This is a genomic window from Globicatella sanguinis, from assembly GCF_002847845.2.
Lineage (GTDB): Bacteria > Bacillota > Bacilli > Lactobacillales > Aerococcaceae > Globicatella > Globicatella sanguinis.
In genome coordinates this window covers 1,058,767-1,074,090 of record NZ_CP126962.1, presented here as the reverse complement: position 1 = coordinate 1,074,090, position 15,324 = coordinate 1,058,767, and the positions used below count along the sequence as shown (strand labels likewise).

The window sequence follows — 15,324 nt, the reverse complement described above, 5'->3', positions numbered from 1 at the left end:
AAATGAAAAGAGGAAAATAATGGATAAAATAGCAGTATTAATCCCTTGCTATAATGAAGCAGTAACTATTGGAAAAGTCATTGCTGATTTTAGAACGGTCTTACCCGAAGCCACCATTTACGTTTATGATAATAATTCAACCGATGATACCGTTAAAATTGCCAGTCAAGCTGGAGCAATCGTTCGTAGAGTAACGAAACAAGGAAAAGGTAATGTGATTCGTGCGATGTTTCGTGATATTGAAGCAGAGGCTTATGTCATGATTGATGGAGATGATACCTATCCTGCAGAGTATGCACCAGAGATGGTCGCAGCTATTTTAAGTGGAGAAGCAGAAATGGTGATTGGTGATCGTCTAAGTTCTACTTATTTTGAAGAAAATAAACGTCCTTTCCATAATTTTGGTAATGTCTTAGTCCGTCAAATCATTAACCAAATGTTTAATAGTGATATTCGAGATATTATGACCGGTTACCGTGCTTTTAGTTATGCTTTTGTAAAGACTTTTTCTATTCAATCGACTGGATTTGAAATTGAAACAGAAATGACGATTCATTCGTTAGATAAGCATTTACCAATAAAAAATGTGATTGTGACTTATCGTGATCGTCCTGAAGGAAGTGTTTCAAAATTAAATACCTACAAAGATGGTTTTAGAGTGATTAAAACGATTGGTCGTTTAATAAAGAATTATCGTCCATTTCGTTATTTTACTGCTATTGCGTTTGTACTCAGTTTAATTTCTGCTTTGTTATTTTTGCCAGTATGGTTTGAATTTCGTCAAACTGGTACGGTCGAACGATTCCCAACATTGTTTGTATCGGGATTCTTTTTCTTAGCTGCAATGATTGTCTTTATAGCGGGGATTATTTTAGATGTTCAATGCTATCATTTCCAACAACGTTTTGAAATGGAGTTTAAAAATAAAAAGAGCCAAAGAGGGCTAAAAGATGAAGCATAAACATACTAATTTAGGTCAAATACTCTGGCAATTATTATTACTTTTTGTTTTATTAGTGGTGTTGTATTTTAGTTTAATGGTATTAAGTTATACAATTCCATTTGAAAAAATTGCAGTGAATTTACGCTATTCATTAGAAACAATTGCTAATGAAACTAAGCGTTGGAGTGTGATGGGGGAGTTCAAAGGTACCAAACTGGATACTTTTACCGATAATTTAATTTTTAACAAGTTAAGTAATCAAGAAGAACTGTCGGCCATCCAAGCTGCGATGTGGAATAATGGTTATGAACGTTATTGGCTCGGTGATATTGCGATTTTGAGACCTATGCTAATGTTTATTAGTTATAAGCATATTCGTTATTTAAACATTTTCTTAGTTTTTATTGTTTTCTATTTTTCAATGACTAAAGTTGAAAAAGCAATTAGTCGTACTTATGCGTATCTCTTGATGACGATGTTATTATTAATTCATTTTTGGATTTTTCCACTTTCACTTCAATATACACCGGTTTTCATTATCAGTTTATTGGGAATAGTGGCAGTGATAGAAGTCCATCAACGCTATGGTTATCGACTCTCCAAAATGGTGCTGTTATTTTTCACTATCGGTTCTGTGACGAACTTTTTCGATTTATTGACTGTACCATTGTTGACTTTTGCGCTTCCGTGGATGATTTATTTTGTATTAGTTAATCAACATCATCGGCGCCATTTTAAGCATAATTTAAGTGAAACGGTGATTTTAGGTTGGACCTGGCTAATGGGCTTTGGCTTAACTTGGGCTAGTAAATGGGTCATTGGATCAGTGATATTAAAAGATAATTCATTTGCTAATGTTGCGAATCAAATCGCTTTAAGAACGGGCGGTAAAACGGATGAAGTATTAGATGCGATCGAGATTATTAAAAATATGTGGAAAATTTTATTACCTAAAACTGCAATTATTATTTTAGTCATTTGGCTTATCATTTTATTAGTGCAGTCTTTTAAAGGGGTCAAGAGTTATCAACATTGGTTAAGCACAACCCCATTATTGATGGTCGCTTTAGTGCCGTTTGTATGGGTGTTTATTTTGAAAAATCACAATTTCCATCATGCTTATTTTACCTATCGTTTATTTATTATTACATTGTTTTCAGTGTATACTTATCTCTTTCTAAATTTAAAGCAACGAAATGAATAGCGTGAAGACTAACAGTGGGAGTATACCAGAAGTAGAAAATTGAATAATTTTCGCTTGGTCGGCCTACCCCCGCACAGTTGGGAGTATACCAGAAGTAGAAAATCGAATGATTTTCGCTTGGTCGGCCTACCCCTGCGCTCTAATTATTGAGCAATAACTCGATTGAATTTATCAACTTTATCCCAAACCACATTAAGACGAAGGTTGAGGCCACTCAACCCCTGCGCTTTTAAATACCGAGCAATCACTTGATTGAATTCGTAAACTTTATACTCAACCTCATTAAGACGCAGTTTGAGACCACTCAACCCCTGCGCTATTGATTAAAGAACAATACACTTGACTAAATATATCAAGTTTATGCCTAGCCAACTGTTTTTTTGATGTAGTACCGGTAGTCTAGCGAAATAGTATATAAATAAACAAGAGTTTGTTATAATATTCAAGAATATAATGCAAGAGGAGGACGAGATGATGGAAATGGAAAAGATTCCTAGCTTTACAGTCGATCATTTAAATTTAAAACCGGGTATTTATTTATCAAGAGAGGACCAAGTAGGTGGGACTACTTTAAAATCTTATGATTTAAGATTTACAGCACCAAATTTTGAACCGGTGATGAATACTGCTGAAATTCATACCATTGAACATTTAGCCGCAACTTTTTTACGTAATGATGCCCAATATAAACAAGAAGTGATTTATTTTGGCCCAATGGGGTGCCGTACTGGCTTTTATTTAATCTTAACAGAACAGGTGGCACCTGAAGCGGTGAAAGATTTATTATTACGTTGTTTTGAATTTATTGCCAATTATGAAGGTGAAATTCCAGGAGCCAGCGCTCGTGATTGCGGTAATTATTTAGACCAAAATTTACCAATGGCACGCTATTATGCGAAAAAATATGTTGACGTCATCCGTCAACATGAGGATTTTACCTATAGTTATTAATTAATAATGCGTAAAACTTATGAAAAGGGTTTATTATTTGCTATAAAAAGTGTAACATAGTAGTTAGAGAACTATTTGGTTATGAAACAATCAAATGTTCAGCAAAAATTTTGGAGGCGAGTAAAAACATGGATATGTTTGCAGAACTAAGTCATAAAATCGAAGGTAAAGGCATTCGAATTGTATTCCCAGAAGCTGATGATGCACGTGTATTAGGTGCAGCGGTCCGCCTAAAGTCAGATAATTTAGTTGAACCGATATTATTAGGTGAACCCACAGAAGTTCAAGCTTTAGCTAAAAAGAATTTGTGGAATATTGATGGCTTAACCATTATAGACCCTAATCACTATGATGAATTTGATGCAATGGTTGATGAATTTGTCAAAGTTCGTAAAGGGAAAGCAACAGAAGAACAAGCGCGCACTATCTTATTAGATAGAGCATATTTTGGTACAATGTTAGTGCAAATGGAACAGGCGGATGCGCTAGTTTGTGGTGCTGTTTACTCAACAGGTGATACCGTTCGTCCAGCTTTACAAATTATTAAAACAAAACCAGGTGTGAGCCGTACCAGTGGTGCGTTTGTCATGATTCCACCGCAAATGGATGGACAAAAATTAGTTTTTGCTGACTGTGCCATCAACATTAATCCAGACGCACAAGCATTAGCTGAAATTGCTGTTGAGTCTGCTAACACAGCTAAAATCTTCGGCATTGACCCACGTGTGGCGATGTTAAGTTTCTCAACTAAATGTTCAGCGAAATCAGAAGACGTCGATAAAGTTGTCGAAGCAACACACATTGCTCATGAGTTAGCACCAGAATTAGAATTAGATGGTGAATTACAATTTGATGCTGCTTATTCAACTGTTGTAGCCGATCAAAAAGCACCTGAATCAAAAGTAGCAGGTCAAGCAACGGTTTATATCTTCCCAGAAATCCAATCAGGTAATATCGGCTATAAGATTGCGCAACGTTTAGGAAATTACCAAGCGGTTGGGCCAATCTTACAAGGTTTAAACAAACCTGTATCCGACTTATCACGTGGATGTGTAGAAGAAGATGTATATAAAGTATCGATCATTACCGCTAATCAAACATTGGTTTAATGAATCGATTTTCTAAAAAAAGTATTACAAGTGGGGAAAGTAGAAGTAGATAACTTTTCGCTTCGTCTCTATCTCCTTGTAGCCGACTCCCGTCTTTAACAAATACATCAGTATTTGGAACATGAGTCGCAATCACAATGAACGACCTATCATGAATCAAGGCGATAGGTAAAGTTTAATATTAGATACCATGTGTAATGATGTTTATGCATGGTATTTTTGTTAGTTTTAATAGTCGTTCAATAGAAGTGAACAATAAAGTTTAAAAGTTAGAAGAATTTTGTTTTGCCCTACGTCCACCACCTACACAGTAGGGAGTTGGCCAGAAGTAGAAATTGAATGATTTTTCGCTTCGTCTTACATCCCCCTCACAACCACAGCACTGATAAAGAATGAGCAATCGCTTGAGTCTAATTATCAAGTTTATGCCTATCCTCCAAATGATGGAACAATATCTATTAGATGGTACTTAAGGATATAACCCTAAGTATACGACGAAGAGACAAACAAAACCTGTTTTACTTTTGACAGTAGTATAAAACCGGGTAAAATCTTCAAAATGCCACTTAAAATCAATTTCTCTTAGCGTTGTAAATGCTAATCTAAAAGTGGTCCAATAATCGATTAATAATAATCGAAAAACGGTCCACTTGTTTTAATTTAAATCCCCATATGTGATAATTCTCATATGGAGGTGATGGGAGTGATAAATTTAATGGATAAGCATACAATCATAAGACTCAAACTTGAAGGCGATTCAAATAGAAAAGTAGCTCAGAAGCTTGGAATTAACCGTAAAACTGTAGCAAAATATTGGAATGATTACAAAAAACTACAAAAAAATCTTGATGAAGGAAAAGTAGATGCTCGCATCGTACAAGAAAAAATAGCACAAGAACCTAAATATGATAGTTCAAATAGAAAAAAAGTAAAATACACTAAAGAATTGGATGAATATTTAGATAAAATCTTAGAAGGCGAAAAAGAAAAAGACTTAAAATTAAAAAATCATAAGCAATCTTTAAGTGTCGTTCAAATTCATAAACTAATACTTGATAAAGGATTTGAGATAAGTTATCCATCAATAGTTTCGTATGTAAGAGAAAAGAGAAAGAAAATTAAAGAAACTGCTGTGAGACAACAGTACGACTTTGGTGACAGGTTAGAATATGACTTTGGAGAGGTAAAACTTTACATAGCAGGAAAATTAAAAACCTTAAGTCTAGCAGTTCTATCATCACCTGCTTCAAACTTTAGATGGGCATATCTTTACACAAATCAACAGGCTGAAGTGTTTTTCGATTCCCAAGTTAGATTTTTTGAAATGATTGGTGGTATGTACAAAGAAGTAGTTTATGACAATATGAAAAATGTTGTTACAAGATTTATTGGTAGAAATGAAAAGAAGCTAAACAAAAATCTTTTAGCTTTCGCTAATTACTATGGATTTAATATCAATGTAACAAACTGCTTCAAGGGTAATGAAAAAGGTCATGTAGAAGGAAGCGTTAGGATAGTAAGAAAGAATGCTTTTGCAATTAAATATGAATTTGATAGCTTTGAACAAGCTTGTGAACATTTAGAAAAGGAACTTTTTATAATGAATAAAACTTCGTTAATAGAAGATGAAAAGAAAAAACTTTTAAGATTAAGACCAAAATATGATTTAGCTAAAATAACTGAACAAAAAGTTGATGCTTACTCATTTGTTACAGTCAATAACAACAAATATTCTGTACCAGACTATCTAGTAGGTGAAACAGTAGTGGTTAGAAGTTATGCAAGAGAAATTAAAATTTATGTAAATGACAATCTTGTTTGCACACATAAAAAGAAAGATGGTTCTTTGGAATATTCTATCGACATTAAACATTACTTAAATACACTAGATAGAAAACCAGGAGCAATTAGAAATTCGCTTGCATTGAAAAGTACTCCATACCTTAAAACCATCTTTGATAAATATTTTATCAAAGAACCAAGAAAATTTGTAGAGATAATTAAAGATAATAAGGAAAAAAGTACTGATGAGTTAGTAGATGTATTTAATGAATACATTAAATATGGCGAAAATGGAGTTCCAAAAGATGTGATAAAGCAAGTTAATAGCATAGAATTAAAGACCAGAATGATAATATCATCCTACGATAATCTTTTAGTTGGAGGTAACAAATGAGTATTAAAGAAATTGCAAACGAATTAAAACTTTCATATCTAAGAGAATGTCATGGAATACTTCTAGAAGAAGCATCAAATCTAGGGTTATCAAATGAGGAGTTTTTACTTCTTTACTTAGAAAGAGAACTTGAAAGAAGAAAAAACAATGGTATCACCAGAAGAATAAGCCGTGCTAAATTTGTAAACAAAAAGTTTTTAGAAGATTTTGACAAAAACAAATACTCTTTAGAATTAAATAAAAAATTTGAATATCTAGAAAAACTAAAGTTCATAGAAAACAAAGAAAATGTACTATTGATAGGAACACCAGGATGTGGAAAAACACACTATGCAACAGCGTTAGGAATTAAAGCGTGTATTGAAGGAAAAAACGTATTGTTTACAACCGTTCCAAATTTAATAATTGAACTACAAGAGTCAATGAGTAAAAACCAACTAACAAATTACAAGAGAAACTTTGAAAAGTATGATTTAGTAATCTTGGATGAACTTGGATACATCTCATTTGATAAGGCAGGATGTGAAATACTCTTTAATTTACTTTCTTCAAGAAACGACAAAGGTTCAATAATATTAACAACAAATTTAACATTTGATAGATGGGAGGAAGTATTTAAGGATCCGATGCTTACAGGTGCGATAATCGATAGATTAGCGCATAGAGCACATATCATGGATATGTCACGAGAAATAAGCTACAGGATGGAAGATACAATTGAATGGTCAAAATTAAATAGCTGAAAAAACAAGAAAAAAATTTTCTCCCCCTAGGGGGAGAATGAATTAATTAACAACAATACTATTATTAAGAATAAATATTGGACCATTTTTCAAATATTATCATGGACCATTTTTCGGTTGACATTTACAAGCGTATGACCTTTATCCAAATCCATCCGATACACGCACACTGATTCCGTTCTTAAATTCGAATAATCTTTTCCATGAGTTTAACTGCATTTTGGCTGACGCAGGTTATGGGAGTGAAGAAAATTACCAACATATTATCGCTGACATGGGGAAAATACCCTTGATACCCTACACCATGTATCGAAAAGAATAAAAAATATAAAAATGATCCCAAGCTTCATCATAATTGACACTATTTTGAAGACCTAGATTGTTATATAGATGATTAGGGGGTTCAATTCAGCTTTAGTCATTACAGTCAGCGAAAAGATAAAACAGGTTTTGAACGTGAATTTAAGGTTTATAAAGCAGACAAAGTGCAATTAACACCCGAATTGGATAAATTGGCCTTAACCCCATCCGGTAATTAGCGGTTGATAAGTGTCAATCAAGTATGGGACTTTTATAAAAGTAAGGTCAAAGAATACTTAGAAAGCGATTCAGGTTGCCAACTATATGCTCAACGTAAAATAGAAGTTGAGCCTGTTTTTGGTCAAATGAAACACAATTTTGGTGTGCGAAGAGTTCATGTAAGTGGAAAAATTGGGGTTTCAAATGATATTGGAATCCTGTTAATGGCAATGAATTTAACCAGATTAGCAGAAATGATAAGAAGAAAAGGAAGGGGTTCACTTGTCATTTGTATATTTTCTTAAAAAATAAAAAAAGCCGAGGAACATCTCAACTTTATAACATGTTCCTCGGCTATTCCTGAGACTTTTTACCCGAACTCATTTTGGGTGGTTTTTTAAGGTTAATCTTTTGAAAACAAAATTTTTTTAAGTAAATATCTTATGACAGGAGCAACCACAAAAACTATAAATAATGTGATTGGCCCAGAAATCTTAATTTTCAATAAACGAAATGATAACACGATTAATACTCCGATTACTATTAGAATTGAATAATATAAAAATGTTTTTTTATTCATGTATCCCACCCTATTTGATAATGTTTATTTTAATGGCTCTATACTTTTTGGTGTGGATTTATAGAAATGACTCTGTTCATTCACACCTTTTTAAATCAATACAAAAAGTCATGGAATTCCATTATAATCTAATTAGCGACAAAACTATTAGAAAAGAGGAACTCACATGACCTATTCAGATGATATCAGAAAAGTACTCGAAATAACAGACCCTAATATCACTTTTATTGAAGGATGTTTGGATCAAGATCCCATCACATTGAACGGTGTCCTTTACCAGACTGTATCTGCCAAGCTTTCTTATGACCCAGTGGCTTGCCCCTGCTGTCATCAAAAAAATATTAATAACTCTATTTTGAAGCATGGCTTTAAGCAAGTAAAAGTAAAATATGCTTGTTCTCTTGCCTGTCCTAAATTAATTCTACTAAAAAAACAACGTTTTATTTGTAAAGCGTGTAAGAAAACCTTTATGGCACAAACGAACTTAGTAGAGCCAAATTGTCAGATTTCTAACTTACAAAAACAACTCGTAAAAGAACAATTGAGACTCGTACAATCTGCTTCACTGATTGCTAAAAATACCTATGTATCAATTAGTACGGTCTTTAGAGTACTCGATTCCTTGGAAAAGCAGATGAAACCACAAACGAATACCCTGCCAACTACTTTATCATTTGACGAACTACGTACAACGAAATCATGTAAAGCAGAAATGTCCTTTATTTATGCCAATGCTTCTACTCACCAAATATTAGATTTATTAGATAGTCGTCAACAAGCCGATATTAAAAACCATTTTTTCCGTTTCCCATTGGACGCTCGACGTCAAGTTGAATGGATTACGATGGACATGAACCTTCCCTTCATTAGCATGATCAAGACACTGTTCCCATGTGCTAAAATTGTGATTGACCGGTTCCATATCATTCAATTACTCAATAGGGCCCTTAATAACCTAAGGATTCAAGTAATGAATCAATGTAAAAAGAAACCCTCGAAATGTGATTATAATAAGCTGAAAAAATTATGGAAATTACTTCTTAAAAACCGAGAAGATTTAGATTTTGAGAATTATCAAACCCATCGCCTGTTCGATGGATTAGTGACTGAAAAAATGATGGTAGAATATCTCCTTTCGCTTGATATAGGGCTAAGAAATGCCTATGAAAAAATAAATGATTTCAAATATGCCATTATGACACATGATGTCGAATTGTTTCATTATGAACTTCAAGAAATAAAAAAATATTCCTATCGTCAAGTGATTCGTACAGCGTTTAACACGATTACACGCTATCAAGAGTATATCACCAATGCTTTAACCGTCACGTTATCAAATGGTCACTTAGAAGCAACCAATAATATTATTAAAACAATCAAACGAACTGGCCACGGTTATACTAATTTTAGACGTTTAAGATTAAGAGCACGCTATATTTTGTTAAGTAAGAACTGCACAAACCAAGACTATCGCCCTTTATATTTTAGTCAAGAAAAAGAATCAAAGACAAAGAAAACCGCTTAATTAGAATAAAACGGCCTTCAACACAATTGTGTTGAACGACCAAAAATTCCGTGACCCACACCATTTGACAAAGAGCCATTTTAATATGCTTGGATAGTAAAATTAAGCTAGAAAAATAAATAGGCCATTTGTATGGTATCCTAAACATAAAATCAAATGCTAAGGAAGGAGTACACACAAATGGCTTATACACATCTTACCATGAAAGAATTGATTTGGATAGAAAATTATTACGATAGTGGTAAAAAAGTAACGGATATCGCTAAAAAATTGAATCGAGCTATCCAAACCATTTATAACGTCGTTAATTTTCTTAAAAATAGTGGTAATATTCAGGAATACTACGATCAATATAAAGAGAATAAATCACGCTGTGGTGCCAAAAAGAAGGTCTTTAACACTAAACAAATCACATATATTAAGAAAAAAGTGGACCAAGGATGGTCTCCTGACGTCATCATAGGTCGGAATGAAATACCATTAGGATGTACAGCTCGAACACTCTATCGTCGTTTTAAAGACTCGGAACTCTTTGATCCCTCAACTTTACCGATGAAAGGTAAGAGAAAACCCAATGGGCATCAGGAAAAAAGAGGTAAACAACACTTTAGACGCACCATCGAAGATCGTAAAAAAGAAAATCCACAATATGAGAAAGAATTTGGACATCTAGAAGGTGACACGATTGTCGGAAAAGACCATAAGAGTGCCGTCCTAACACTGGTCGAAAGAATCAGTAAACTCATCATCCCGATAAAAATTAGCAGTCGGAAAGCAAGTGATGTGCGAATAGCTTATGATAACTGGTTTGCTTATTTACCGAGAAATATATTTAAATCCATTACGTTTGATTGTGGAAAAGAATTTTCTGATTGGCAAGCCATTTCAAATGTCAATGACATCAATATTTACTTTGCTGATCCCGGTTGTCCGTCACAGAGAGGCTTAAATGAACACTCTAATGGACTTCTTCGAAGAGATGGGTTATCTAAGGGGATGGATTTTACTGATATATCGCAGAAAACACTCAGCCAAACAGCTCATTTCCGCAATGAAATTCCACGAAAATCATTAGGTTATCGAACGCCAATTGAAGTTTTTATCGATTGTTGTAAGGAACTTGGATGGATAGATGCTTTCTAATGCACACAATGTGTTTGTTAAGACAGTGAATCCATTACGTAAGGCACCTGATTGTTAGAGCTTGACTTGGTGCCTAGCCCGGCATGATGATTTGGGGATGCTTTTTGGGTATCCTACCCAAACCCTTTCCCCAACTCGCTATTCGCGAGTATCATACCGGAGCATCCAAGTAAAGCTCTAACGATTTAATGCATCAATTTGACTCACTACATTTGCCACAAATCTGACTTTGTGGAAACCTTAAAGTTAGTGACTATTTTATACTTGAACTTTCGAACAACCATTTTAATTATCAATTAGACAAAAGCAAACGTATTATGTGTTAGGTAAAAATTCTAGCTTAATTTGACAATCAAAAATGTGTAATATTTATGGAAAATACGTGGAAAGTATCCGTCCAATGCACTTTTCATAAGTAACTTTTTTAACACCTAAACCAGCATCTAAAATACTCTGAAAGCTTGATCCAAAATTACTAACTAACCACCTAGTATTAGATGTAAAACCACCTACAGCACCAGCTCCACGCATATAATTTTCAGCCAAATCAATAACAATACCTAAGCCACTAAAACTCTCACCATTTGTTCTGCAGGAATTAGCTAATGCTCTAACTTGAGAATTTGATAAAAACAGCGTACTAATTACTCTAGTCTCATTATAATTAATTGGCGGTGTGATCTGTCCGTATGATGATACATATTCTATTGATACAAGACTAGAAAATAAGCTACAAAATAATAATAATACACTAATTTTTTAATTTTCATGATTTTCTTCGGTAGTGTCAAATATTTTGTGTAACCTGCATATTAAGATTGTAATATAATTAATAACTATTTATTGAATTTCACCTTGCCTTTTAGATGAATTATCATAACGACCAGTGAACTTGTACTTCCTCTCAATAAGATAATTCATCTAAAAGGCAAGGCCAGCAACCGAAGGGCGCTAGTTAAGCCTCACATGATACTTGAGGATTTTTCTGTTTCTCTTCTTAAGTTGAATTCATTAACCGGCCTTTTGAGATCTATCAGCAGTTGAAGTTCAAATGCAACCTTCCCAAAGCCTTTATGAATACGATTTGCGAACTTGGCATTATATTCTATGACATAACAATAGACTGTCTTTTCTAGGGACGCCTCATGTGGAAATTGTTCTTTAATTTTCGTTCGCTTCTTCAATTGCTTATTAAAGGCCTCGGATAGATTGTTTGTATAAAGTGATGGCCATATCTCTTTGGGAAAATGCATGAACGAGAAAAGGTTCTTTTTTCGTCTTAATTGTTCTACCAATTTTGGATAAGTCCCTTTCCAAGTCTGAATAAATTCATTAAGTAAGCGCGTGGCTTCTACGATACTACCAGCTTTAGGGACTTTTTTTAGCCCTTCTAATACTTCTTGACGATCTTTCACCCGTACTTTCATGGCGAAATGTCTCAGCAGATGAGTCCAACAGGTTTGATGAAGGGCCATTGGAAACTCATTGGTTAACGCTTCCGCTAAGCCTGTTAATTCGTCTGACACAAAGAGAAACACATTTTCGAGCCCTCTTTGTTTTAGGTCTTGTAGCATTTCACGATAGTGCAAGGAGGACTCTGTCGGATAGACTTGAAAATCGAGTATTTCTTTATAGCCTTGAGCATCAATTCCAATAATGGTATGGACAGCTTCTTTAGACACACTCCCACGTCTTACCGGGATAAAGGTGGCATCGCAATATAGACAAACATAGTCTTGCTTAATAGGGCGTTGTCGGTAAGCAGCTAATTCTTCTTCAAATGTTTTAGAAAGATGAGAGATAGTCGTTGGCGAATAGTGGTGACCATACATTTTTTCAATGAGGTCTGAGATATCGCGTGTTGTCACACCTTTTTGATACATTAAAATGATCATCTCTTCTAAGTGATTAGGGGCTTGTTGAAGACATTGAATCGTTTTAATATCAAACAGACCTAATCGATCTCTTGGTATTTTGAGCTGTAGCTTACCGTATTCTGTCGTTAATGTTCTGGAATAATAACCATTTCTTGAATTGCCGGTATTGTAGCCTTTCACTTCCCATTTCTCATAATTAAGAAAAACCGTTCTTTCGCTTTCAAGGAGTAGGTTAATAGCTTCTTCTAAAGCTTGACGAAATATTTCATGAACCGATTCACCTTGTGCTAGTGCTGTGATTAATTTTGTGTTAAAATCTTTCATGAGGGACCTCCTGTTTGTGATTGTTTTGTTGTTATTACAATCTTACAAAAAAGAGGTCTCTTTTTCCAGGGAGACTCCGAGGTTACACAAGATATTTTACGCTATGTTTTCTTCTCCCTTTATTATATCATATTTATCTATTAAAATTAAAATGGTGTTAATTTTAATTTTCCCTAAAACGATTAAATATATTTACAACCACTTAATGAATCAAAAATATTTTATTATTACTTCTGATGTTTTGATCAACGCTTAGTCCTTATATGAATATTGTTTCCATCTTTTATAAATCCTTTCTCACATAAAGAACATATTACTTCTACTTTTACAAAAGCATGATAAACACATAAGAATAAGGGTGATTATGTTTACATTTTGAACATCTAAAATTACATTTAGTTGAGAAACAGAGGACTATGACGGATTTTAGCAATATAGTATAAAGCATCCTTATTGCCTGTTCGCATTGTAGTAAACGATCATTTAATTTATATATTTTATATTTAAAAGTTATCATTGGTCAAACAGTATTCAGCTAAATTAACTTTATGTAAATATTGAATGAAAAGATAAAAACCACTTTAAAAAATAAAATAAATTCGGTACAATGGAGAAAGTGAAATAAAGAAAGAGGTTCTAGAATGATTGAATTCAAAAACGTTTATAAACGTTATGATAATGGTGTTACGGCACTTAAAGATATTAATTTGAAAATCGAACAAGGTGAGTTTGTAGGGATAATCGGATTGTCTGGTGCCGGCAAGTCAACTTTAATTCGAACAATCAATAAAATGCATCCTATTAGCGAAGGAAATTTAACTGTAAATGGTGTTGAAGTAGCGACGTTAAAAGGTGATAGTCTACGTAAATTTAGACGTCAAATTGGGATGATTTTCCAATCATTTAACTTAGTAACACGTGCCAAAGTTATTACGAATGTACTAAATGCTTTAGTGCCGGATATTCCCTTTTGGCGTGTTTTAGTGGGCCATTATAAAAAAGAAGAAGAGTTAAAAGCTTTGGAAGCATTGGACCGTGTGGGTATTTTAGATAAAGCTTATACACGTGTAGACCAATTATCTGGTGGTCAACAACAGCGTGTTGCTTTAGCGCGTACTTTAGCACAAGATCCAAGTATTATTTTAGCGGACGAACCTGTTGCAGCATTGGACCCAGTGACGGCTAATGTGGTGATGAAAGACTTTCAACGTATTAATCAAGAGTTTGATATTACTGTTTTGATTAATATTCACCATGTCGAGCTTGCATTAGAATTTTGTGATCGTATCATTGGGATTCGTGATGGAGAAGTTGTTTATGACGGACCATCAAGCAATGTGAATGAGGAAATATTGAATTTAATCTATAAAGGCCAAACGGAAGAAATGGGTGGTAACTAATGGTTAAATCTTTAAGAGATAATATTTTACCTCCTAAAGAAATCACCTTGGCGAATGGAAAAGTAGTGAAAAAGCCTCGCTCAATAGCGCCTTTCGTGGTGATTTTGGTGTTAATCGCAATGTATTATTCAGTGCAATTAACAGGTTTTAATTTGTCGACGTTAATGAAACGTGGACAACAATTCTTTGTTATTTTAGGACGGATGGTACCCCCTAATTGGAGTTTTTATAAAGGGGTTATCGGACCTTTAGTGGATACGATTAAGATGTCAGTATTAGGAACTGTTATCGGAGCCTTTTTGGCGATTCCTTTTGCGATGGTAGCTTCAATTAACTTAACCCATAACAAAGTATTATCGGGTATTATGAAATTTATCCTCAGTATGATTCGTACCATGCCGACTTTAGTATCTGCATTAATCTTAACTTACATTTTCGGTCTAGGAACCTTCTCAGGGACATTAGCGATTGCGCTCTTTACGTTCTCATTCGTAGGAAAACAATTGTATGAAACAATCGAAACGGTTGATATGTTACCTTATGAAGCGATGGAAGCGGCTGGAGCCAATAAAATTAAGAGTTTTGTGGCAGCCATTCAACCGCAAATTTTACCATCTTATTTATCAACCAGTTTGTATACTTTCGAAGGAAATGTTCGTCATGCAGCTATTTTAGGGTATGTTGGTGCCGGTGGGATTGGGATTATTTTAAATGAAAACCTTTCTTGGCGTGAATACCAAAATGTCGGGATGATTTTACTTTGTTTATTTATTACAGTAGCGATTATTGAATTTATAAGTGGCTACTTACGTAAGAAATTATCATAGGAG

At 34.0% G+C, this 15,324-nt stretch carries 12 protein-coding genes; 11 read left to right on the top strand and 1 reads right to left on the bottom strand.

What is annotated here, in order from left to right; genetic code table 11:
• Positions 1-19: 19 nt before the first annotated feature.
• From CYJ72_RS04640 to CYJ72_RS04605, 9 genes are all read left to right on the top strand, one after another.
• Entirely contained in the window at positions 20-961 is a 942-nt protein-coding gene (locus CYJ72_RS04640) for a glycosyltransferase family 2 protein (protein ID WP_071408929.1), read from the top strand.
• Positions 951-2,147, top strand: a complete 1,197-nt coding sequence (locus tag CYJ72_RS04635) for a hypothetical protein (protein WP_284630756.1) — start codon at positions 951-953, stop codon at positions 2,145-2,147. Before CYJ72_RS04640 ends, CYJ72_RS04635 begins: the two co-directional genes overlap by 11 nt.
• Positions 2,148-2,621: 474 nt before the next feature.
• The gene (locus tag CYJ72_RS04630; RefSeq protein ID WP_246829834.1) at positions 2,622-3,098 is read left to right on the top strand and encodes an S-ribosylhomocysteine lyase; all 477 of its coding nucleotides are present in this window, start codon (positions 2,622-2,624) and stop codon (positions 3,096-3,098) included.
• Positions 3,099-3,226: 128 nt separating this feature from the next.
• Complete coding sequence (gene pta / locus CYJ72_RS04625; RefSeq protein WP_284630752.1) at positions 3,227-4,207, top strand: phosphate acetyltransferase; 981 nt, start codon at positions 3,227-3,229, stop codon at positions 4,205-4,207.
• A 703-nt stretch (positions 4,208-4,910) separates the two neighbouring features.
• On the top strand, positions 4,911-6,383 hold the full coding sequence (gene istA / locus CYJ72_RS04620) for an IS21 family transposase (protein WP_284629263.1): 1,473 nt from the start codon (positions 4,911-4,913) through the stop codon (positions 6,381-6,383).
• Positions 6,380-7,126: an IS21-like element helper ATPase IstB gene (gene istB / locus CYJ72_RS04615; RefSeq protein ID WP_071408141.1), complete on the top strand. Its 747-nt coding sequence runs from the start codon at positions 6,380-6,382 to the stop codon at positions 7,124-7,126. Before istA ends, istB begins: the two co-directional genes overlap by 4 nt.
• 542 nt (positions 7,127-7,668) lie before the next feature.
• Positions 7,669-7,950, top strand: a complete 282-nt coding sequence (locus tag CYJ72_RS11635; RefSeq protein WP_369599367.1) for a transposase — start codon at positions 7,669-7,671, stop codon at positions 7,948-7,950.
• 441 nt (positions 7,951-8,391) lie between these two features.
• A complete protein-coding gene (locus CYJ72_RS04610) occupies positions 8,392-9,750 on the top strand; it encodes an ISL3 family transposase (protein WP_284628746.1) in 1,359 nt (452 codons plus the stop codon).
• Between the two features lie 180 nt (positions 9,751-9,930).
• Positions 9,931-10,893: an IS30 family transposase gene (locus CYJ72_RS04605; RefSeq protein ID WP_284630750.1), complete on the top strand. Its 963-nt coding sequence runs from the start codon at positions 9,931-9,933 to the stop codon at positions 10,891-10,893.
• Between the two features lie 962 nt (positions 10,894-11,855).
• On the opposite strand, the gene CYJ72_RS04600 is transcribed toward CYJ72_RS04605, so the two are convergent.
• Positions 11,856-13,094: an IS256 family transposase gene (locus CYJ72_RS04600; protein ID WP_066127251.1), complete on the bottom strand. Its 1,239-nt coding sequence runs from the start codon at positions 13,092-13,094 to the stop codon at positions 11,856-11,858.
• Positions 13,095-13,735: 641 nt separating this feature from the next.
• Here CYJ72_RS04600 and phnC point away from each other — a divergent pair.
• Both phnC and phnE read left to right on the top strand, forming a co-directional pair.
• Complete coding sequence (gene phnC / locus CYJ72_RS04595) at positions 13,736-14,494, top strand: phosphonate ABC transporter ATP-binding protein (protein WP_101813790.1); 759 nt, start codon at positions 13,736-13,738, stop codon at positions 14,492-14,494.
• Positions 14,494-15,321 (top strand): phosphonate ABC transporter, permease protein PhnE, encoded by an 828-nt coding sequence (gene phnE, locus CYJ72_RS04590; RefSeq protein WP_101813791.1) that lies wholly within the window; start codon positions 14,494-14,496, stop codon positions 15,319-15,321. The genes phnC and phnE overlap by 1 nt, the downstream gene beginning before the upstream one ends.
• Positions 15,322-15,324: the final 3 nt, after the last annotated feature.